Genomic DNA, 21,501 nt, shown 5'->3' with positions numbered 1-21,501 from the left:
TCAGGCCTTAATATATTTTATCTTCGAGCAGACGCAGCAGGTATTGGCCATACGCGTTTTTCTTCAACGGCTGGGCTAGTTGTTCCAGTTTGGCGGCATCGATATACCCTTTACGGTAGGCGATTTCCTCCGGGCAGGCAACTTTCAATCCCTGGCGATTTTCGATGGTGGCGATGAATTGGCCCGCTTCCAGCAAGGACTCATGCGTGCCGGTATCGAGCCAGGCCATGCCGCGGCCCATCAGTTCGACGTTCAGCTGGCCTCGCTCCAGATAAATGCGGTTGACGTCGGTGATTTCCAGTTCGCCGCGCGGTGATGGTGCGATGCCGGCGGCGATGTCGCATACCTGGCTATCGTAGAAATACAGACCGGTGACAGCGTAGTTCGATTTTGGCTTGAGCGGTTTTTCTTCGATGCTGACGGCGCGCCGTTGCGCATCGAAATCGACGACGCCATAGCGTTCCGGATCGGTGACATGGTAGGCGAAGACGGTGGAGCCGCTGGTGCGTGCAGATGCTTCCCGCAGTTGCGATTCGAAGTCGTTGCCGTAATAGATGTTGTCACCCAGGATCAGCGCCGATGGCGCGTCGCCGACGAATTCGCGGCCAATGATGAAGGCTTGCGCCAGGCCGTCGGGCGTGGGCTGCACGGCGTAGCTGAGCTTGATGCCCCATTGGCTGCCATCACCGAGCAACTCCTGGAAACGCGGCGTGTCTTGTGGCGTGGATATGATCAGGATGTCGCGTATGCCGGCCAGCATCAGGGTGGTCAGCGGATAGTAAATCATCGGCTTGTCATACACCGGCAGCAGCTGCTTGGATACGGCCATGGTGACAGGATACAGGCGCGTGCCTGAACCACCGGCCAGGATGATGCCTTTGCGTTCGATCGCTGCGCTCATCAGATTGCTTCCTTTGCCGTATCGCGTGCCGCATAGTTTTGTTCTACCCACTTCAAGTAGTCACCCGACTGCACGTCGCGGACCCAGGCCTGGTTGTCCAGGTACCACTGGACGGTCTTGCGTATGCCCGTGGCGAAGGTTTCTGCCGGCTTCCAGCCCAGTTCGCGCTCGATCTTGCGCGCGTCGATGGCATAGCGGCGGTCATGGCCGGGGCGATCCTGCACATACGTGATTTGTTCGCGATAGCTGCCAGAAGCCTTGGGATCGAGCGTATCGAGGATGTCGCACAGGGTATGCACAACTTCTAGATTGGCCAGTTCATTCCAGCCGCCCACGTTGTAGACCTCGCCCAGACGTCCCGCTTCCAGCACGCGACGAATCGCCGAGCAATGGTCGCCTACATACAGCCAGTCGCGCACTTGCATGCCGTCGCCATAGATAGGCAAGGGCTTGCCGGCACGGGCATTGCTGATGATGAGGGGAATCAGTTTTTCCGGGAAATGGAAAGAGCCATAGTTGTTTGAGCAGTTTGTCGTCAGCACCGGCATGCCATACGTATGGAAATAGGCGCGTACCAGATGGTCGGAGGCTGCTTTCGATGCCGAATAGGGGCTGTTCGGCGCATACGGCGTCGTTTCCGTGAATGGCGGATCTTGCGGACCCAAGGTGCCATAGACTTCATCGGTCGAAACATGCAGGAAACGGAAACCATCCTTGGCCTCGCCCGTCAGGCCGGACCAATAGGCGCGCGCGGCTTCGAGCAAGCCGAAAGTGCCATTGACGTTGGTCGAAATGAATTCACCTGGGCTATGAATCGAGCGGTCGACATGGCTTTCCGCCGCAAAATGCACGATGGCGCGCGGCTTGTGCTCTGCCAGCAGGCGCGAGACGTGAGCGGTATCGCAAATATCGCCGCGTACAAAGATATGCCGTGGATCTTGTTCCAGACTGGCCAGATTACTGAGATTGCCTGCGTAAGTCAGTTTATCGAGGTTGATGACGGGTTCATCATTGAGTGTCAGCCAATCTCGTACAAAATTGGAACCGATGAAGCCGGCGCCGCCGGTCACTAAAATCATGCTCTTATCCTTTTCTTGCCTTGCAAATTATTTAATTTTTGGCTATATTTTTGTTAATACGCGCCATCTTTCTTGAAGATGACTTTGACCGTTTTCAGCAAAATGACGATGTCATTGAACAGAGACCAATTCTTGATATACCAGGCGTCGAGATAGACGCGCGTATCGTAGCTGACATCGTTCCTGCCGCTCACTTGCCATAGACCCGTGACACCGGGTTTGGCTTCCAGGTAATAGTCTAGCTGTGTGCCATAGCGTTCCAGTTCGGCATCGACCACAGGGCGTGGGCCTACCAGGCTCATTTCGCCTTTCAGTACGTTCCATAGCTGTGGTAGTTCATCCAGGCTGGTCTTACGCAAGAAGTGGCCGATCGAGGTAATGCGCGGGTCGTTTTTCAGTTTGAAATCACGGTCCCATTCGGCACGGGCGACCGGGTCGCGTTCCAGCAGCTCCTTCAACAACACATCGGCATTCACGGCCATGGTGCGAAATTTATAGCAGAGGAAATGCTTGCCATTCTGGCCGACGCGTTTGTGGCCATAGAAGATGGGGCGGCCAGAGGCCATCACCTTGGCGGCGATCCACAGCAGGATGGGCGCGCCGACGATCATCACGGCGATCGACATCGTCAGGTCGAAGCAGCGCTTGATCAGTTGCAAACCTGGTCGCGCCAGGTTGTTGCGCATGGTCAGCAGCAGCACTTCATGTGTAAAGAAATGGTTGACCTCCATGCCATACAGGGGCAGGCCGCGTACGGCTGGTACCACTTGCATGTTGACGACGCGGCGGCTGACTTGTTGAATCATGCCTTGATAGGCATCAATACCACCTTGCTCCAGCGCGACGACCGCATGCGGATCGCCCAGCATCTTGAGTGTTTTTTCCGGATCATCACCGAGCGAAATACAGGGAACGGACTGTTTGTTGCGGTTGAGGTAGTGATGGTCGAAGCGCTCCTGGCCTTCGGGGATCAGGAAGGCAATCAGGCGATAGCCCATCAACGCTTCCTCATCGAAGGCACGTGCTGTTTGCAAGGCATTGTCGCCCCAGCCGATGATGACCATGGGGCGTATCCAGCCGCCCGCTTTCATCAGCAGATACTTGACGATGCCGCGCAGCAGCAAGACAAAGCATGGCACCAGCAGCCAGGTGGCCAATAGTGCCTCGCGCGAAGAGTCGCGCTTGTCGAGGAAGACCAGGGCCGCGTCGATCAGGCCCATGGCCATGGTGACCTTCAGCAGTTCCTTGATTTCATTTGAGTACGGCCGACGTTTGGCATGATGGCCCTTCAGCTTGAAGATCGCCAGAGTGACCAGGGATAGCAGGCTATAGCTGAGCAGGCGTGAGCTATCCAGGCCGACGCTGTTCAAGTCGCTGCTATCGAGGGTCCATTTCCCAGCGAGCCAGAATGCGGCGAATATGGCGAGCGCATCGGCAAAAGTCAGAAAGTATTTTTCTGCCCTGCTGCTGCAATACCATTTTAGCTCTTGTAGAAATATGCCTTCGATTGGTTTCATGATGACTTGCTCAACCTTATAAACTGCAGTGTGGATGACTTGATGCATCGCAGTGGATATCACTGCGATCGGCTCGCTTAAACGCGGCCGTAGCGGTCTTCAAAGCGGACGATATCGTCTTCTCCAAGATAACTGCCTGACTGGATTTCAATCAGTTCCAGCGGTAGCTTGCCTGGGTTGGCCAGCGAATGCACCACGCCCAGAGGGATATAGGTGGATTGATTCTCCGTCAGCAGATATTCCTTGTCGCCATTGGTGATCTGGGCGGTGCCGGATACCACGATCCAGTGCTCGGCGCGGTGGTGATGCATTTGTAGCGACAGTTTGGCGCCAGGCTTGACGGTGATGCGCTTGACCTGGAAGCGCTCGCCGTTGCCGATGGAATCGTACGACCCCCACGGTCTGAACACTTCGCGGTGCATGGTGGCTTCAGCACGGTCCTTGGCAATCAACTGCGCCACCAGGGTCTTGGTATGTTGCGCCTGATCCGCATCCATGACCAATACGGCGTCAGCCGTTTCCACGATGACGGTATTGCGCATGCCGATGGCGGTCACCAGGCGGCTATTGCCGTGCACCAGGCAATCATTGCAATCTTGCATCAACACATCGCCTTGGGCGCTATTGTTGTTGGCGTCTTTTTTTGCCACGTCGAAGACGGCGGCCCATGAGCCGATATCGTTCCAGCCGGCATCGAGCGCGATGGTGGCCGCATGGCTGGTGCGCTCCATGACCGCGTAATCGACGGCGATATCCGGGCTGGCGGCATAGGCATCGTGGTCCAGGCGGATGAAATCGAGGTCGCTTTTCGCCTTGGCCAGCGCTTCCCGGCACGCCGCGACGACGGCAGGTTGAAAGCGTTCAAGTTCTTCCAGGTAACGGCTGGCGCGGAATACAAACATTCCACTGTTCCAGAAATAGTCGCCGCTGGCAATATATTGTTCAGCCAGCGCCAGGGCAGGCTTCTCGACGAATTCGACAATACGCTGGACCTGGCCAGCTGCGCCGCCCTCGGCGCGGATATAGCCGTAACCTGTCTCCGGTCCTGTCGGGGTAATGCCGAAGGTGAGCAAGTTGCCTTGTTCTGCAGCATCGCGCGCCAGGTTGATGGCGCGGTGGAACGCTGGGGTATCCAGGATGACATGGTCGGAAGGCAATACGAGCAGGATGGGATCGTCGCCGTTTTGCATCGCTTGCAGCGCTGCGGTGGCAATGGCCGGCGCCGTATTGCGGCGCATCGGTTCGAGCACCATGCGGGCATTGTTCAGGCCTATCTCACGCAACTGTTCCGCGACAATGAAACGCGACGATTCATTGCATACCAGCAAAGCCGGTGCCAAGGCCTCAATACCAGTCAGCCGTTGCAGCGTCTGCTGCAACATGCTGGTCTCGCCGGACAAACGCAAGAACTGTTTAGGATAGCCTTCGCGCGACAGGGGCCACAAGCGTGTGCCGGAACCACCGCAAAGAATCACTGGTACAAGGGGAATGTTCATCTACGCATCAATTCAAAATTAAAACAGCGTCGCCAAATGGGAACTGAGTCGTTAGTCGCTCGCAAAAAGCGATTATTGTTTTACGCACTGTCATGCATGCGCAAGGCGTGCAAAAATCAGTATTGGTAAAGATTAAATATTTCAAAAAGCTATTATTTTAATGAATTATAGGAATCTACGTGTTTCTTCTCACCGTCTCGAATGTTGACGTGAACAGCGAGGCGCCTTGGCGACCCATGCATTGTAATTTGCTTGGCAGCTATAGCTACTCAACTGGAAAGCGTTTCCAGCAAAAAAGCAACAAAAATGCAGGCGGCACTGATACTGAGAATGAACACAGCCCCTGCGGCACAGTCCTTGGCGATCTTGATGCTGGGGTGCAGGCCAGGATGCAGGTGGTCAATCAAGTGTTCAAGCGCCGTATTGAACAGTTCAGCTGCCAGCACCAAGCCACAGTTGAGTAGCAGCAGTGCCCACCAGATCATTGCCGGCTTGCTCCAGGCGAGCACGATCACGACCATGAGGGCGGCAAGGCATTGCAAGCGAAAGCTCGATTCGAGACGCAGGGCGACGGCAATGCCGCTCAAGGCAAATCCCATGCGCTTGAAAAAGGGCTGGTTCTTCATGGTGAGCGAGGCACTTGAATAGGGTATCTCACGAACATGGCAGCTGGATTTCTTAATGGATAAATGGATACCGCATGTATGCACGCGCAATATTGCATCGTCCGTCAAAACAGAAAAGCTGACGTCAGCCTCTTCGTTATTTTCTAAAAAGTAAAAAAGCCCGTTTTCAAATGAAAAGGGCTTTTATTGCAATAGTCGACATATTTGATGTATATCAGCTATTGCGGCACCAGGCCTTCACCTTTTGGCTCGATATCAAGCTGCAGGATGGACCTACCTGTCGCTGCCTTGGCAGCCAGGTATTAATGGTGGGTTGGGGTGGTGTGCGAGGTGGTCGAGTCCGAGCTTGCTGCACCGGCCACAACGGCAACGGCTGCGCCGATGGCGATCAGGGCGCTCGTGCTCAGGCCGGCGATGGTGCCGCCAGCCGCAACGCCAGCGCCAGCACCAGCAGCTGGTGCCGCTGCTGCTGGAACAGGTGCGCCACCAACTGGTGCCGTCGTTTGAGCCATGGCTTGTGCGGAAGCGAAGCACAGGATTGCCGAAGCGATCAGAATTTTCTTCATGGGATATCCTTTTAGGTTGAACAGCGGGAATGCTAAACTGTCTCACGATTGTAGCAACATTTCTTCCGCTAGTCTGCGCCACACCGTTCAAGGCAACAACATTTTATTTTATTTTCGCCGTATTCCAGGCTATTCACCGTGCCAGGCTGGCCGCGATGTTGTTCTCTATCAACAAAAACGCTGATGTGCCGATGCGGGTATATTATTTTATTATTATTTTTCGCGAGAATTCCTGATGAATTCGAAAGCGATCCACAAGTTTGCCAAGTCCTTGCCATCCCGCGTAAAATGCAGGCTTCGCGGGTGTAGCTCAATGGTAGAGCAGAAGCTTCCCAAGCTTACGACGAGGGTTCGATTCCCTTCACCCGCTCCAATGAAAAACGGTGGAAATCTTCTTTCGCCGCTCCACAAAGAAAAAATTGCTGCACAAAAGACGCTAAAACGAGATTTTTAATACTTCGTTTTGTTGCTCTTTAGGCAGTAAATCTTGCTGATTTTAATTGTTGTATCGGCAATTTTTTTCCGAAAAACCCCGTGTTATTTTCGTCTGCCGGCACATGAAAACTTGCACTGCAGGCCCGATGACCCGTGGAAGTGGAGATAGCTTGACTTGTTATTTTGCGTTATTACACATGTGATAATCGTTTGGCGTTCGTAAGTATATGATTTTTAGATGTATTATCTTAAAAATTCAACTTAGTCCTTGACGCCATTTAAGAAGAGCAGGATCGCTATGCCAGACTTCCACCACTTTGACCTGAAGCTTTTAAATCCCTCGTTCGACTCGCCGCTTGTCGATGTTCTAACGGAACTGGAACACTTGCGGCGCTTGCAAATCGGGGGCACGACGCCTGCGTCCACCTTCTTTCAGCTCAAGCATATTTTCCACATGCTGGAAAGCTTGGGGTCTGCCCGAATCGAGGGCAACCATACGACGCTTGCGGATTACGTCGAGTCTTCGGTAGAAGGGGGCACAAACGATAGCGACCAGGTGCGCGAGATATCCAACATCGAAAAAGCGATGCAGTACATCGAGGATGTGGTGACGCCGAATTCTGCGGTGTCGGAACACTTCATCCGGGAGCTGCACGCGCTGGCGGTGCATGACCTGGAGAGGGAGGGCGACCGCACGCCAGGAGCATATCGAACGGGAGCGGTCCGCATTGCCAAGTCAGACCATCTTCCGCCAGATCCTGTCCTTGTACCTGGTTACATGGAAGAGCTGATGGGGTTCATCAACCGGGATGATGCTCCCAAATATGCCTTGATTAAGGTTGCCTTAGCACATCATCGTTTTGGCTGGGTCCATCCCTTTAGCAACGGTAATGGGCGTGTCGTGCGTTTGATGACCTATGCCCTCCTGATCAAGTACGGCTTCAACGTCAAGACAGGCGGGCGGGTGTTAAACCCGACCGCTGTTTTTTGCAATGACCGCGAGCGCTACTATGCGATGCTTTCATGCGCTGACAAGGGGACGGATGAAAGCCTGGATCGCTGGTGCACCTACGTTTTGCAAGGCATCCTGGATGAACTGCAAAAAGTAGACCGGTTGACGGATTACACTTTCTTGAAAGAAAAGATCCTGATCCCCGCGCTTGCCTATTCGGTCCAGCGGCAATTGATAACGCATGAGGAGCAGGCGATTTTGCTTGAAGTGGTAAAGCTGGGCACTGCAAAATCTGGCGATCTGGCCAGGGTGATGCCGGGGCTAAATCCAGCTCAGCGCACCTACCAAATCAAGCGCCTGGTGGAAGGGAAGATGCTGCAGCCCATTAAGCCTGGCGCACGCCAGTACACGATGTGCTTTACGAATAACTACCTGCTTCGCGGGGCCATCAACGCGCTATCCAATGAAGGATTCATATCCGCGTCCTTGCTTGGTCCTGCGTAAGTAGGCTGGTAGGGTAATCCCCGCATGGATGCTAACTTACGCCACTGCTATAATGTCACTTTTGCGGAGCAGAAACGGGCCGTAAGCCCGCATGGTTGTTGAGTTCCTTGTCGAGCTTCCCAAGCGTACGACGAGGGTTCGATTCCCTTCACCCGCTCCATTTTTCGCTGGCGCCTGATTTTATGCGGCGCGGCCACTTATTTCTTCATTCCCATGTCTTCTGATACCCCAGCAAACGGCCCGGCGCGGCCGATGATGTACGATCCGACCGAACACCGCATCCGCAGCTTCGTGACCCGCGCGGGACGGCTGTCTGTCGCGCAGGCGCGCGCGCTTGAGACTTTGGGGCCGCAGTTCCTGGTGCCTTTCGCCAAGGAGCCGCTGGACTTCGAACAAGTGTTTGGCCGCAAGGCGCCGGTCATCCTGGAAATCGGTTTTGGCATGGGGGCGACGACGGCGCATATCGCCAAGGCCATGCCGGAGAAGGATTTTATCGGCGTCGAAGTGCATACGCCCGGTGTCGGCAGTCTGTTGAAATTGATCGGCGAAGAATCGCTGACGAATCTGCGCCTGCTGCAGCACGATGCAGTGGAAGTGCTCACGCACATGATTCCTGCCAATTCGCTGGCCGGCATCCACGTGTTTTTCCCTGATCCATGGCACAAGGCGCGCCACAACAAGCGCCGTTTGCTCCAGTCGCCGTTCGTCAAGCAATTGACCGATCGCCTGGCGCCGGGCGGCTATCTGCATTGCGCCACCGATTGGGAAGATTACGCGGTGCAAATGCTCGATGTGCTGGGCGCCGAGCCGCAGTTGCACAATAGTGCCGATGGCTATGCGCCGCAGCCGGCGTATCGTCCTCTGACCAAATTTGAAAACCGTGGCTTGAAGCTGGGCCATGGCGTGTGGGATCTGGTCTTCATCAAGAACTAAACCTGGCGGTTTGCCCACCGGTACCGTTTGCACGAGAACAAGCCTGCTGCGGCGACGCCGCAGGCTTTTTTCATGCGCGCCAGCGTGCGCTCTAGGCACGGTGGGGGAATTACGTTAGCCTTATCTTTTTTGTATTGATTGATATTATGTCCAAGAAAATACTCGTCACCGGCGCATCCGGTTTCATCGGCTCGCATACGTGCGTCGAATTGCTCGCTGCCGGCTTTGATGTCGTTGCGGTGGATAATCTGTGCAATAGCGCGCGCGAAGCCATGGCGCGCGTGGAGCGCATTGCCGGCAAAAGCGTGCCCTTCTATGTAGCGGACGTGCGCGACCGCGTGGCCATGAGCGCCGTCTTGCGCGAGCATGCCATCGATGCGGTGATCCATTTCGCAGGCTTGAAGGCGGTGGGCGAATCCGTGGCCCAGCCGTTGATGTATATGGATAACAATGTGTCGGGCACTGTGGCGCTGCTGGAAGTGCTGGCGGCGGCGAACGTGAAGCGTTTTGTGTTCAGCTCGTCGGCCACCGTGTATGGCGACCCGGAAGCCTTGCCGATCCTCGAATCGTCGCGCCTGTCCGTGACCAATCCGTACGGCCGCTCGAAGCTGATGGTCGAGCAGATCCTGGCCGATGTCGTGCATGCCGACGCCCAGTGGCAAGTCGGTGTGCTGCGCTATTTCAATCCGGTTGGCGCGCATGCCAGCGGCTTGATCGGTGAAGATCCGGCCGGCATTCCGAATAACCTGATGCCCTTCATCGCCCAGGTGGCAGTGGGTCGCCGCGAGCGCCTGGCCGTCTTCGGCAACGACTACGCTACGCCCGATGGCACGGGCGTGCGCGACTACATCCACGTGGTCGACCTGGCGCTGGGCCATGTGGCGGCGTTGCACCGCCTGTTTTCCAGCGAGGGCGGCTTTACCGTCAACCTGGGCACGGGCCACGGTTACAGCGTGCTCGATACCGTACGTGCCTTCGAGGCCGCCAGCGGCCGCGCCGTGCCGTACCAGATCGTGCCGCGCCGCCCCGGCGACATCGCCAGCTGCTATGCCTCGGCCGACAAGGCAAAGCAATTGCTGGGCTGGCAAGCGCAGAAAAACATCGACGACATGTGCCGCGACCACTGGCGCTGGCAGCACCAGAACCCGCAAGGTTATTCAGCCTGACGCAAATCCCGCGCCCATAAAAAATCCCGCTCACACGTCAGTGTGGCGGGATTTTTTTTAGAGCACCAGCAAACCAATGGCGCCTGAAAAATGTCTGGGGCTAGGCGCCGCCCCGAAGACAGTACGCCAGTACGGCGAGGGGCAGGCAACAACGCCCCAGGCATTTTCTCAGGCAGCCATTATGGGTAGAGGCCGCGCACTTCGCGCGCTTGCAGGACGCGCGTGCATGCCAGGATGAAGGTGGCGGTACGCATCGACACTTTCTTCTCTTGCGACACTTGCCATACCGCGTCGAACGCTTCGCGCATGATGCGCGTCAGGCGGCTGTTGATTTCTTCTTCGGTCCAGAAGAAGCTCGAGAAGTTCTGTGCCCACTCGAAGTAGCTGACGGTCACGCCACCGGCGTTGGCCAGCACGTCCGGCACGATCAATACGCCACGGTCGGTCAGGATGTCGTCCGCTGCCGGCAGGGTCGGGCCATTGGCGCCTTCCAGGATGATCTTGGCGCGGATGACGTGTGCGCGCTCGGCCGTGATCTGCTGTTCCAGCGCGGCCGGGATCAGGATGTCGCAATCGATGCCCCAGAAATCTTCGCGTGGCACGAATGCCTCGGCGCCCGGGAAGCCTTCGACGCTGCCCACTTCGGCCACGTGTGCCAGCAATTGCGGGATGTTCAAGCCGCCGGCATGCACCACGGTGGTCTTGTGATCTTGTACCGCGACGATTTTCGAACCGGCTTCCGCGAACATGCGTGCGGCGACGCCGCCAACGTTACCGAAACCTTGCACGATGACTTTCGCGCCTTCGAGCGACATGCCGACCTTGGCAGCCGCATCGCAACCGACGACGAACACCCCGCGGCCCGTGGCATCGCGGCGACCCAGGCTGCCGCCCAGCGAGATTGGTTTGCCCGTCACCACGCCGGTCGACATATTGCCGCCGATCATGGCGTAGCTGTCCATCATCCACGCCATGACTTGTTCATTCGTGTTGACGTCCGGCGCCGGAATATCCTTGTTCGGTCCGATGATCATGCTGATCTCGCTCGTGTAGCGGCGCGTCAGGCGTTGCAGTTCATTGCGCGACAGGGTCTTCGGATCGACACGGATGCCGCCCTTGGCGCCGCCGTATGGCACGTTGACGGCTGCATTCTTGACCGTCATCCAGGCCGACAGGGCCATCACTTCCGACAGGGTCACGTCCTGGTGGAAGCGCACGCCGCCCTTGCCCGGGCCGCGCGACAGATTGTGCTGCACACGGTAGCCTTCGTAGTGGGCAATGCTGCCGTCATCGCGTTCGATAGGCACGTCGACCGTCAGGATGCGCTTGGGACGCTTCAGCGTTTCCACCCAGCGCGACAGGTTGCCCAGGTAAGGCGTAACGCGGTCGATCTGCTCGAGGTAGACGCCCCATGGGCCCAGGTCTTCAGGATTGAGGTAGGAAGGAAGTGCGTGCTTGCTGGTCATGCTTGATAAGCTCCTGGACAATACGAATACGTTAGAGGCGCAGCCGAATGCAGTTGCGCGCAGCGGAACCGCATCGTAGGCGATAGCCTCATGCCCCGGCCAATGCTTTGTGCGCATCCGGTTATGCATTTATTGCATAGTTTGGAGGTCAGGATGGAAGTGCGGTGACGGCTGCGCGCCGGCGTTTTTTTCCGCCGCGCGCGGCGCTTTCCTGCGCCTGCACCAGGTACTGCCACAGGCTTTCGACGATCTGCTTGCCGGGACGCAGGCTTGACGGGCGTTCGCGGTACAAGCGAATTTCCAGCTCGATTTCCCAGCCTGGCGCACCGCCATCGGCGCGCGCCAGGTGCTTGTATTTGACGTCGCGCATGACGGCCGATTCGGGCAGGAAGGCGATGCCGCGCCCTTCCAGCGCCATCATTTTGAGGCCTTCGGCCATGTCCGTTTCGTAGCAGGTTTCCAGGAACAGGGGCGCCTTGGCGTCGGCCACCAGCAGTTCCACCATGCGTCCCAGGTAGGCATTGCTGGTGTAGGAGAGGAAGGGCAGCGGCTGCTTGGCGCTGCCGGGCAGGACGAAGTCCGGTACCTTGTCCTGGCCGCAGCGCGCATACGCGCGCACGGTTTCGCGGCCCATCACCAGCATGTCGTAGCGGCCCGGGTCCAGCTGCACCGGCTGGCGCGGATGGTGGTAGCACAGCAGCAGGTCACAGCCGCCGTCGACCAGCTGCAGCACGGCGTCGTGCACGTTCAGTGCCATCAGGCGGCTGTTGATCGGTGCAAAACCCTCTTCCAGCGCCGTCAGCCACTTCGGCATGAAGGTCAGCGACAGGGTATGCGGCACGGCGAAGTCGACGCTCGTCTGCGTGGCCGCGCGCTTGCCGCGCAACAGCGCGCGCACGCCGTTGATCTGCCCCAGCATTTCCAGCGCCTGCTCGTAAAACACGGCGCCGGCCGGCGTCAGGCGCGTGGGGTAGGAGGTGCGGTCGACGAGGTCGATGCCGAGCCAGTTTTCCAGCGACTGGATGCGCCGCGAGAAGGCTGGCTGGGTGACGTGGCGCAGCGCCGCAGAACGGCTGAAATTATGCGTTTCAGCGAGCGAGATGAAGTCTTCCAGCCATTTGGTTTCCATCGCGGCAGCATTCCGTTATCAAGGGCAGGGGCAAAGTAAAGTGGTCAGGGCGTATCGGGCGATGCCGCCGGCTGGTACAGCGCAGCGGGCAGGCCGAAGAAGGACGGCGGGCCAAGCGTCGTGCCATCGAGCGAGCCGCCCGCGTTCAGGCCCTTGTTGATGGCCGACAGCAGGGAGCTGCGGTCGGCCAGGTTTTGCATCAGCGCGCGCGGGCCGTTGTGGAAGGTGTGCTGGGCGATGTCCAGGGCGACGACAAAGATCGGTTCGCGGCGCAGGGGGAATTCCACCCACTCGCCGTCCTCGTCCTGGGCGCAGAAGGTGTCGGGCAAGGTCATGTTTTCGGCGCCGGGAAGGTGCGACGCCAGCACCAGGCCGAAGGCTTCCGGCACCACGTCGGCCAGGCGGCGCACGGTGAGGTCATCCTGCACCAGGGCACGTACTTGCGCCTCCACCGCGTCGTCGGCATCGGGCTGGGCGCCAAGGATTTTCACGGCCTGATAGATCAGGTCGGACGAGAGTGCTTCCATCACATCATCTCCAGGATCATGGCGACGATGTCGTCGCCGTACGAGGCCAGTTTTTTCTCGCCCACGCCGCTCACACCGCGCATCTGTTCCAGCGAGGTAGGCTTGGCCTTGGCGATTTCGCGCAGGGTGGCGTCGACGAAGATGACGTAGGCCGGCACATTGTGCGTGCGCGCCGTCTCCACGCGCCACCAGCGCAGCTTGTCGAAAATCGCCTGTTCGCTGGCGGACAAATCCGTCTCGACATAGCCTTTCGCCACGCTGGTGCTGCGCTTGCTGGTTTTCACCGGTTTCTGGTACTGGCGCAGCTGCACCTTCTGGCCGCCCTTGAGCACGGGGCGCGAGGCGTCCGTCAGTTTCAGCGAGCTGTATTGTTCATGGTCGACCGAGACGAGGCCCAGCGCGATGGCCTGGCGCAGGATAGCTTTCCATTCCGCTTCGCTCAGGTCCGAGCCGATGCCGAAGACGGATAGCGAGTCGTGGTGCCAGGTCTTGATGCGTTCGGACTCCACGCCGCGCAGCACGTCGATCACGTGGCCGCCGGCGAAGCGCTGGTCGACGCGGTAGATGGCCGACAGCAGTTTTTGCACGGGCACGGTGCCGTCGAACGACACGGGCGGCACCAGGCAAGTGTCGCAATTGCCGCACGGCGAAGCCGGTTCGCCGAAGTATTCGAGCAAGCGCATGCGGCGGCAGCTGAGCGTTTCGCACAGGCCCAGCATGGCGTCGAGTTTCACGCCCAGCACGCGCTTGAAGGTGTCGTCCGCTTCCGATTCGTCGATCATGCGCCGCTGCAGCACCACGTCCTGCAAGCCGTACGCCATCCAGGCGTTGGCGGCCATGCCGTCGCGGCCCGCGCGGCCCGTTTCCTGGTAATAGCCCTCGATGCTTTTCGGCAGATCTAGGTGCGCCACGAAGCGCACGTCGGGCTTGTCGATGCCCATGCCGAAGGCGATGGTGGCGACCATGACGATGTTTTCTTCGCGCAGAAAACGGGCCTGGTTGGCGCTGCGCTTGGCGTACTCCATGCCGGCGTGATACGGCAAGGCGCGGATGCCGCTCTGGTTCAAAAATTCCGCCGTCTCTTCTACCTTTTTGCGCGACAGGCAGTAAACGATGCCGCAGTCGCCCGTGTGTTCCGTGTTGATGAAGTCGAGCAGCTGCTTGCGGCCATTCGCCTTTTCCACGATCTGGTAGCGGATGTTCGGGCGGTCGAAGGACGAGACGAACTGGCGCGCGTCATCGAGCTGCAAACGCATGGCGATTTCGGCGCGCGTCTGCGGGTCGGCCGTGGCGGTCAGCGCGATGCGCGGCACGTCCGGGAACTGCTCGTGCAGCACCGACAGCTTGATGTATTCGGGACGGAAGTCATGGCCCCACTGGGCCACGCAATGCGCTTCGTCGATGGCGAACAGGGAGATCTTCGAGGCCTGGAACAGGTCCAGGCAACGCTGCGTCATCAGGCGCTCGGGCGCCACGTAGACGACGTCGATGCCGCCCGTGCGCACCAGGCGCTCGATGCGGTTCGCTTCTTCGTAGGTTTGCGTGGAATTGAGGAAGGCGGCGCGCACGCCAACTTCCTCCAGCGCGTCGACCTGGTCCTGCATCAGCGCGATCAGCGGCGAGACGACGACGCCCACGCCATCGCGCAGCAGCGCGGGAATCTGATAGCACAGAGATTTGCCGCCGCCCGTGGGCATCAGCACCAGCGCATCGCCGCCATGGCTGACGTGGTCGACGATGTCGGCTTGCTGGCCGCGGAAGGCCGGATAGCCGAAAACGGTCTGCAGCAGGTGCAGCGCGCGCTGGTTAAGATCTTGATTCATAGTGCCTTATTCTGCCCAAACAACCCAGCCGTAGTGGGCGCTGGCCAGGACCAGCAAGCCAAACACAATGCGGTACCAGGCAAAAAACGTGAAGTCGTGCGAGCTGATGTAACGCAGCAGCCAGCGCACGCACAGGAAGGCGGAGATGAAGGCGGCCACGGTGCCCAAGCCGAACAGGGGCACGTCGGTGGCTGACAGGATGTCGCGCGCTTTGTACAGAGAATAGGCGGTGGCCGCCAGCAGCGTGGGGATGGCCAGGAAGAACGAGAATTCGGTAGCCGTCTTGCGCGACAGGCCCAGCAGCATGCCGCCGATGATGGTCGAGCCGGAACGGCTGGTGCCGGGAATCAGTGCAAACGCCTGCGCGCAGCCCACTTTCAAGGCGTCGAGCGCGGTCATTTCATCGACCGAGTTGACGCGCACGGTGACGGGGTTGGTGCGCGCGCGGCGCTCCACCAGCAAGATGATGATGCCGCCGATGATGAAGGCCATGGCTACGGGCACGGGCTTGAACAGCGCATGCTTGATCATCTTGCCAATCGCCAGTCCGATCACGGCCAGCGGGAGGAAGGCGATAGCCACGTTCAGCACGAACTTGCGCGATTTGACCTCGGTGCTGAAGGTGGACAGCACGCTGCCGATGCGCTGGCGGTATTCCCAGCACACGGCCAGGATGGCGCCGGCCTGGATGGCGATCTCGAAGACATCCATGACTTCTTTCGAGACATCCTTGGTAAAGTCGAGCAGGCTGCCGGCCAGGATCAGATGTCCCGTGGACGAAATCGGCAAGAATTCGGTAAAACCTTCGACCAGCCCCATGATGATGGCTTTTAACGCAAGAATGAGATCCATAGATATATAAACGGGTATAAGTGACAGGATGGGGGGAGCGCGTGGCGCCAGCAATGTGCGCGGGGTCGAAGCTTACCACGACCGAGGCTTGCGGACCTTATTTGGGCGCTGGCGGGCAGTGCTTTTTTAGCGCCGTCCGCCAGGCAAGAAGGATGATCAGGTAAGCTGTTTTGCCGGCGCCACCAGGCGCGCGCTGGCCGCCACCAGCAGCAGGGCGGCGCCCAGCATGGCGAAGGCGATATTCAGGCTGGTGGCGTGGGCGACAAAACCGATGACGGCCGGACCGGCCAGGATGCCGGCATAGCCGATGGTGGTGATGGCAGCCACCGCCAGGCTGGCCGGCATGGCACGCTGGTTGCCGGCCGCTGTAAACAGGATGGGGACGATGTTCGCCGCACCCAGGCCGATCAGCACGAAGCCGGCCATGGCCAGGCTGGCGTGCGGCGCCAGCACGGCCAGGAAGAAGCCGGCCGCCGCGCACAAGCCGCCAAAAGTAAGCACCCGCTTGCCGCCAAAGCGGCTGACCACCTTGTCACCGGTGAAGCGGCCCAAGGTCATGGCGATGGCGAATGCGGCGTAGCCGAGGCCACCCTTGGCTTCTTCCACGCCGCGCGTGGTGGTGAGGAACAGGGCGCTCCAGTCGAGAATCGCGCCTTCGGCCAGGAAGACGATAAAGCACAGCAAGCCGATGAAAATGACGGCGCCATGCGGCATGACGAACAGCGGCGTCTTTTCGCCCGAGGCGGACGCTGTCGGCAACAGATGACCTTGCGCCGCGCCCAGCACGCCACACAGCAGCAGCATCACCACCACGCAGGACCAGGCCGGTGTCAGGCCCAGCCACAGCAGCAGGGCCATGCAGGCCGCACCGGCAAAGCCGCCCACGCTGAACAGCGCATGAAAGCCCGACATCATGGCGCCGCCATTGGCTTTTTCGATGATCACGGCCTGGATGTTGATGGCCACGTCGAAGGTGCCCATGGCCGCGCCGAACACCAGCAGCACCAGGCCCAGTTGCAGCGGCGTGGCGGCCAGTGCCAGGCCGGGCAGGATGGCGATCAATACCATGCCGGCGCCGACGATGACCTTGCGGCAGCCGAAGCGGCTTGACAGCATGCCCGTAAACGGCATGGCGCACAGCGAGCCGGCGCCCAGGCACAGCAGCAAGATGCCGAGGGTGGCCTCATCGAGGCCCAGACGCGACTTGGCGTAGGGAACCAGCGGTGCCCAGGCGGCCATGCCGAGGCCGGCGGCGAAGAAAACCAGGCGCGTGGCGCGTTGTTGCAGGGTGCCGGTGAGATGCATGGGAGAGCTTTTCAAGAGTCGGGATGGATAAAATCAGGCGCGGGCGCGCAGCACTTGCACGCCCAGCCGTTGAAAGGCGGCCACATGGGCCGCATCGGCATCGGCTTCCAGCACCAGGTGCTGCAGTAAGCCCGTGGCCAGCACGCCGAAGGGGGCGGCCGTGCCCAACTTGTCGCTGGTGACGGCGACCACGACGGCCTTGCTGGCGCCGGCGATGCTGCGCTTGAATTCGGCCTCGTCATAATTAAAGGCCGTTACACCTGCGTCCGCATCGGCGCCGCAGGCACCCAGGAAACACAGGTCGGGATGCATGCGTTCGACCGTGCGCAGCGCCTGCGGACCCAGGCTGGCGCCCGCGCGGCGGTCGACCCTGCCGCCAGCCATGATCAGCTCGATTTCCGGGCGTTCCATCAGGGCCATGGCAATCGCGGGGGCATTGGTGATGACAGTGAGCGCCAACTCTGGCAAGGCGCTGGCGATGGCCAGGTTGGTCGATCCCGCATCGAGGAACAGCACCTGGCCGGCGCGCACGAGGGACACGGCGGCCTGCGCCAGGCGCGCCTTGCGTTCCGGCGCTTCCTGCTTGCGCTGCGTCAGGGTGCCGCCATCGGGCGCCAGCGGCAGGGCGCCGCCATACACGCGCTGGCACAGGCCGGCCGCCGCCATCTCGCGCAGGTCGCGCCGTATCGTATCTTCAGAGACATCGAGCTGGCGCGCCAGGTCCAGCGCCAGCACGCGGCCGTCGGCGTGCAATTGTTGCTGGATCAGCGCATGGCGTTGTTTGAGGAGCAGGGTGGCGGACATGGGTCTATTTCTAAAACGTGCAGGAATGCGCATAAATATACGCAAACGTGCAAAATTCGTCAACGTTTACCTGATGTAGGCATCTTCCTCAGGATTGGCGCGGGCAGGGACTGCCCACGGCATCCCTGTTGCAAATGAATTTGCAAAAAAGATAAATTTACGTTTATGCTCATCGCCGATATCTTGATGCACCTTGGTGTTTGTTTGCCGAGGAATAAGGGAAACAGACGGATGAGTGACATTAAACTTTTCAAGTTGGCCCATGGCCAAGCCCAGGAACTGCAAGGTAGCGCATCGGATCTGGAAAAACCATTACAGACCCTGATCGAGGCAAACCTCGAAACTTTGCTGAGTATTCGTTTCCTGGCGAGCGAGTATTCGACCGGCAAGACGCATGCTGGCCGCATCGATTCCCTTGGCTTGGATGAGAATAATTGCCCTGTCATTCTTGAGTACAAACGGTCGGTTGGTGAAAATGTCATCAATCAAGGTTTGTACTACCTGGACTGGTTGATGGACCATCAGGCCGACTTTAAACTGCTGGTCCTCGATAAGCTGGGCAAGCTGGCATCGGAGGCAATCGATTGGAGTGCGCCGCGGGTGATTTGCATTGCCGCCGACTTTACCAAGTTTGATAGCCATGCCGTCCAGCAGATAGGCCGGACGATCGAACTTATCCGCTACCGCCGATTTGCAGAGGATCTGCTTCTGCTTGAGTCCGCAAGCGCTGGCATGGATACGGCAACAAAGAAAAACCCTGCCAAGCGGCAGACATCGGCGCCAACTAGGTTGGAAACGATGGCAGCCGGACTGGCAGAGGTGGGCACGAACAAGTCGACGGGACCGGACAAGGCATTTGTGGAAATACTGGCAGGTCTGTCGGAGCCCATGCGTCAGTTGCTGGCCTCGCTGGAGGATTACACGATGTCGCTGGGGGATGACGTTGAACGTAAAGAGCTGCGTTTGTATCTGGCTTTCAAACGGTTGAAGAACTTTGCGACGGTGGTAATACACAAGAAGAATTGCCTCGTGCTGTATTTGCACGTCGACCCGGCCCCCGTATTGCACGTCCTGCCAAAAGCGCGCGACGTGACCGCCATCGGGCATTGGGGGACGGGTAACCTGGAGATCAGTATCAGCACGATCGCGGAACTTGATGCGGCAAAGCCATTCATTTTTGCCGCGTATGCAGGTCAGAGTGCCGTAAAACCGTAGCGGACTGCGACCTGCGCGAGCGTCAGCAGTGCGGTGCCGTTGCCTGTTCCAGCTCAGCCAGCCAGCGGATGGCATGTTCGCGGTTGCTGCCGCACATGTCCTCAGAAGGTTGCAAGCCGCCGCAAAAGGCGGGCCGCTCCGGCTGGCCAAAGATCTTGCAGCGGTTGTCGTCGGCCAGTTGCACGCAGCGCACGCCCGCAGGTTTTCCATCCGGCATGCCGGGAATCGGGCTGGTGATGGACGGTGCGGTGCAGCAGGCGCCGCAGGATGGGCGGCATGCCAGGGAAACGGCGGGGGACGGCATGGCGGTGAATGAAAAGGGACAGGGGCCGACAGTATAGCAAGCCGGCCCCCGTGCCGCGCCAGGGCGCGTTTAGCGCACGATGCTGACGCGCTTGCCCGACAGGGTGCGGCGGGCCGGATCGCCATGCACGGTGATGCGGCCGGAACCGCTGGCGCGGGCATTGACTTCATTCTGGACGGTGACATCGATGTCGCCCGAACCGTTGCTCGCCAGATAGGCGACGTCGCTGCGCAGGGCGGCCAGGTTGATGTCGCCCGAGCCATTCACGTTGGCGTCGAGGCGCTGTACGGCGCCGCTGGCGCTGATGCTGCCCGAGCCGTTGACGGCCACGTTGATGCGTTCGCCGCGCAGGCTGCCGAGCTGGATGTTGCCCGAACCGTTCTGCACTGCATCGGTATTGCCGCTGGCCAGGGCAGCCGCGTTGATGCTGCCCGAGCCATTGTTGGCCACGTCGAAGCGTCCCACCGTGCCCGACAGTTCGCTTTTCATCGAACCGCGCTGCTCCAGGCTGAAATCGTCGCCATTGAGGCCGTTGACCACCAGGCGGCCCGAGCCGGAAATGTTGATCTTCTTCAATTGCGGCGTCGTATAGATGACGTGGATGCCATTGCTGCTGCGAATGTTCGTATCGCTCCAGATGCGCAGGGTATTGCCGCTCACTTCACTATGAATGCGCGGCTGCAGATTGCTGTCCGCCTCGATCACCAGCGATGTTGCCGGGCCGACGCGCACGTCAATTTTCATATCGATGCGCTTCATGCTGTCGATGTCGAGCGTGTTGATATTGCTAACCTGGCGCACGTCGCGGCTCACTTGCTCGTTCCCCTGGATGGCATTGCCACCCGTGTCGGCATAGCGCACTTCGCCATCGTTGGGGTTGATGACGATGGCGCAACCGCCGAGGGCAACGGCACAGCACAGGGCCAGCAAGGTACGCATGGTGTTTCCTTTATGATTGTTTCAGGACAAGAAAAAAGCCGGCTGCCGCGCTGCGGCTGCCGTGCTGTCGATGACAAGATAGCAAAGCGCCTATCTTTACTGAGCGCAAATGCGATGAACTGCGCAAAACGGGGGCTGAAACGCATTCTGCTTCACCCGGCGCCGCAGGTCCGGCGCCAGAGGAGGTGTCGCCCACGCCGGCACGGAGCGTACAATACCCGTGTTCGGTGTGCCCGGCGTCGTGCGCTTGACCTTGGCGGTAGACAGGTCTACTATTAATGACTCAAAAGTAAGTTACTTGGAAAGACACATGCAAGCCCCGATTGATACCAAGCCCCGCTGGGAGCGGCGCAAGGATGCCCGCCCGCAGGAATTGCTCGCCGCCGCCCTCGACCTGTTTGTCGAACGGGGCTTCGCATCGACGCGCCTGGAGGATGTGGCCAAACGGGCCGGCGTGTCGAAAGGCACCCTGTACCTGTACTTTGAGAACAAGCAAGAGCTGTTCAAGGCCGTGGTGCGCGACAATATCGTGCAGTCGATCGGCGAGGCGGAAGACAGCATGGCTGCCTCGGACAGCAGCAGCGCCGAGTTGTTGCGCAAGGTGATGATGCAGTGGTGGGAAGAGTTCGGCGCCACCAAATTGGCCGGCTTGACCAAGCTGATGCTGGCCGAAGCGAACAATTTCCCGGAACTGGCGCAGTTTTACAACGAAGAAGTCGTCACGCGCGGCAATGCGCTGATCGTCAGCCTGCTGGAACGGGGCATGCAGCGTGGCGAATTCCGCCAGGTCGATGCCGTGCTGGTCAGCACCATCCTCAGCGCGCCCGTCACCATGCTCATGATGTGGACGCATTCCTTCCTGCCATGCGAGGTCAAGAATATCGATCCGCTCGCCTACATGGATGCGTTTATCGACATGAGCTTGCGCAGCCTGCAGGTGGAGGCGCCCGGAAAAAGCTGAT

General features: G+C 59.2%; 20 protein-coding genes and 1 tRNA gene. 6 read left to right on the top strand and 15 right to left on the bottom strand.

The features are described from left to right. Positions 1-7: 7 nt before the first annotated feature. The 6 genes from rfbA to CNX70_RS28465 all read right to left on the bottom strand — a co-directional run bounded on the left by rfbA (position 8) and on the right by CNX70_RS28465 (position 6,185). On the bottom strand, positions 8-901 hold the full coding sequence (rfbA, locus tag CNX70_RS26905; protein WP_096238058.1) for a glucose-1-phosphate thymidylyltransferase RfbA: 894 nt from the start codon (positions 899-901) through the stop codon (positions 8-10). Continuing rightward, a complete protein-coding gene (gene rfbB, locus CNX70_RS26900) occupies positions 901-1,980 on the bottom strand; it encodes a dTDP-glucose 4,6-dehydratase (protein ID WP_096238057.1) in 1,080 nt (359 codons plus the stop codon). Before rfbB ends, rfbA begins: the two co-directional genes overlap by 1 nt. 53 nt (positions 1,981-2,033) lie before the next feature. Beyond that, entirely contained in the window at positions 2,034-3,497 is a 1,464-nt protein-coding gene (wbaP, locus tag CNX70_RS26895) for an undecaprenyl-phosphate galactose phosphotransferase WbaP (protein WP_157751302.1), read from the bottom strand. A 77-nt stretch (positions 3,498-3,574) separates the two neighbouring features. Further along, positions 3,575-4,993, bottom strand: coding sequence for a mannose-1-phosphate guanylyltransferase/mannose-6-phosphate isomerase (locus CNX70_RS26890; protein ID WP_096238055.1), 1,419 nt, complete (start codon positions 4,991-4,993; stop codon positions 3,575-3,577). A 269-nt stretch (positions 4,994-5,262) separates the two neighbouring features. After that, entirely contained in the window at positions 5,263-5,619 is a 357-nt protein-coding gene (locus CNX70_RS26885; RefSeq protein WP_096238054.1) for a diacylglycerol kinase, read from the bottom strand. A gap of 302 nt (positions 5,620-5,921) precedes the next feature. After that, positions 5,922-6,185, bottom strand: coding sequence for a hypothetical protein (locus tag CNX70_RS28465; protein ID WP_157751300.1), 264 nt, complete (start codon positions 6,183-6,185; stop codon positions 5,922-5,924). 299 nt (positions 6,186-6,484) lie between these two features. On the opposite strand from CNX70_RS28465, the gene CNX70_RS26875 reads away from it, so the two are divergent. From CNX70_RS26875 to galE, 4 genes are all read left to right on the top strand, one after another. Next, a tRNA-Gly gene (locus tag CNX70_RS26875) sits at positions 6,485-6,558 on the top strand. 360 nt (positions 6,559-6,918) lie between these two features. Beyond that, positions 6,919-8,076 carry a Fic family protein gene (locus CNX70_RS26870; RefSeq protein WP_096238052.1) on the top strand — a complete coding sequence of 386 codons (1,158 nt, stop codon included), beginning with the start codon at positions 6,919-6,921 and terminating at the stop codon, positions 8,074-8,076. 252 nt (positions 8,077-8,328) lie between these two features. Further along, positions 8,329-9,009 carry a tRNA (guanosine(46)-N7)-methyltransferase TrmB gene (gene trmB, locus CNX70_RS26865; RefSeq protein WP_096238051.1) on the top strand — a complete coding sequence of 227 codons (681 nt, stop codon included), beginning with the start codon at positions 8,329-8,331 and terminating at the stop codon, positions 9,007-9,009. A 146-nt stretch (positions 9,010-9,155) separates the two neighbouring features. Further along, on the top strand, positions 9,156-10,175 hold the full coding sequence (gene galE, locus CNX70_RS26860) for a UDP-glucose 4-epimerase GalE (protein WP_096238050.1): 1,020 nt from the start codon (positions 9,156-9,158) through the stop codon (positions 10,173-10,175). A gap of 179 nt (positions 10,176-10,354) precedes the next feature. On the opposite strand, the gene CNX70_RS26855 is transcribed toward galE, so the two are convergent. The 7 genes from CNX70_RS26855 to CNX70_RS26825 all read right to left on the bottom strand — a co-directional run bounded on the left by CNX70_RS26855 (position 10,355) and on the right by CNX70_RS26825 (position 18,081). Then, on the bottom strand, positions 10,355-11,641 hold the full coding sequence (locus CNX70_RS26855) for a Glu/Leu/Phe/Val family dehydrogenase (RefSeq protein ID WP_096238049.1): 1,287 nt from the start codon (positions 11,639-11,641) through the stop codon (positions 10,355-10,357). A gap of 148 nt (positions 11,642-11,789) precedes the next feature. Further along, positions 11,790-12,770, bottom strand: coding sequence for a LysR family transcriptional regulator (locus CNX70_RS26850; RefSeq protein WP_096238048.1), 981 nt, complete (start codon positions 12,768-12,770; stop codon positions 11,790-11,792). Between the two features lie 44 nt (positions 12,771-12,814). Beyond that, entirely contained in the window at positions 12,815-13,300 is a 486-nt protein-coding gene (locus CNX70_RS26845) for a hypothetical protein (RefSeq protein WP_157751298.1), read from the bottom strand. Next, positions 13,297-15,120 carry a DNA helicase RecQ gene (gene recQ, locus CNX70_RS26840; protein WP_096238046.1) on the bottom strand — a complete coding sequence of 608 codons (1,824 nt, stop codon included), beginning with the start codon at positions 15,118-15,120 and terminating at the stop codon, positions 13,297-13,299. The genes CNX70_RS26845 and recQ overlap by 4 nt, the downstream gene beginning before the upstream one ends. Before the next feature lie 6 nt (positions 15,121-15,126). After that, positions 15,127-15,972: an undecaprenyl-diphosphate phosphatase gene (locus CNX70_RS26835; protein WP_071075274.1), complete on the bottom strand. Its 846-nt coding sequence runs from the start codon at positions 15,970-15,972 to the stop codon at positions 15,127-15,129. Between the two features lie 156 nt (positions 15,973-16,128). After that, positions 16,129-17,277, bottom strand: a complete 1,149-nt coding sequence (locus CNX70_RS26830) for an MFS transporter (protein WP_096238045.1) — start codon at positions 17,275-17,277, stop codon at positions 16,129-16,131. A 33-nt stretch (positions 17,278-17,310) separates the two neighbouring features. Continuing rightward, positions 17,311-18,081: a DeoR/GlpR family DNA-binding transcription regulator gene (locus CNX70_RS26825; RefSeq protein ID WP_071075276.1), complete on the bottom strand. Its 771-nt coding sequence runs from the start codon at positions 18,079-18,081 to the stop codon at positions 17,311-17,313. 231 nt (positions 18,082-18,312) lie between these two features. Here CNX70_RS26825 and CNX70_RS26820 point away from each other — a divergent pair, with 231 nt between their 5' ends. After that, positions 18,313-19,296: a DUF5655 domain-containing protein gene (locus CNX70_RS26820; protein ID WP_096238698.1), complete on the top strand. Its 984-nt coding sequence runs from the start codon at positions 18,313-18,315 to the stop codon at positions 19,294-19,296. 22 nt (positions 19,297-19,318) lie between these two features. On the opposite strand, the gene CNX70_RS26815 is transcribed toward CNX70_RS26820, so the two are convergent. Both CNX70_RS26815 and CNX70_RS26810 read right to left on the bottom strand, forming a co-directional pair. Beyond that, a complete protein-coding gene (locus tag CNX70_RS26815; protein WP_096238044.1) occupies positions 19,319-19,600 on the bottom strand; it encodes a YkgJ family cysteine cluster protein in 282 nt (93 codons plus the stop codon). Between the two features lie 69 nt (positions 19,601-19,669). Continuing rightward, a complete protein-coding gene (locus CNX70_RS26810) occupies positions 19,670-20,539 on the bottom strand; it encodes a head GIN domain-containing protein (RefSeq protein ID WP_096238043.1) in 870 nt (289 codons plus the stop codon). 310 nt (positions 20,540-20,849) lie between these two features. Here CNX70_RS26810 and CNX70_RS26805 point away from each other — a divergent pair, with 310 nt between their 5' ends. Continuing rightward, the gene (locus CNX70_RS26805; protein WP_096238042.1) at positions 20,850-21,500 is read left to right on the top strand and encodes a TetR/AcrR family transcriptional regulator; all 651 of its coding nucleotides are present in this window, start codon (positions 20,850-20,852) and stop codon (positions 21,498-21,500) included. Position 21,501 lies beyond the last annotated feature (1 nt).

The sequence above is a fragment of the Janthinobacterium svalbardense genome, assembly GCF_002327145.1.
GTDB lineage: Bacteria > Pseudomonadota > Gammaproteobacteria > Burkholderiales > Burkholderiaceae_D > Janthinobacterium > Janthinobacterium tructae.
The sequence above is the reverse complement of the archived record's forward strand: the minus strand, read 5'-3'. Positions and strand labels throughout refer to the sequence as shown.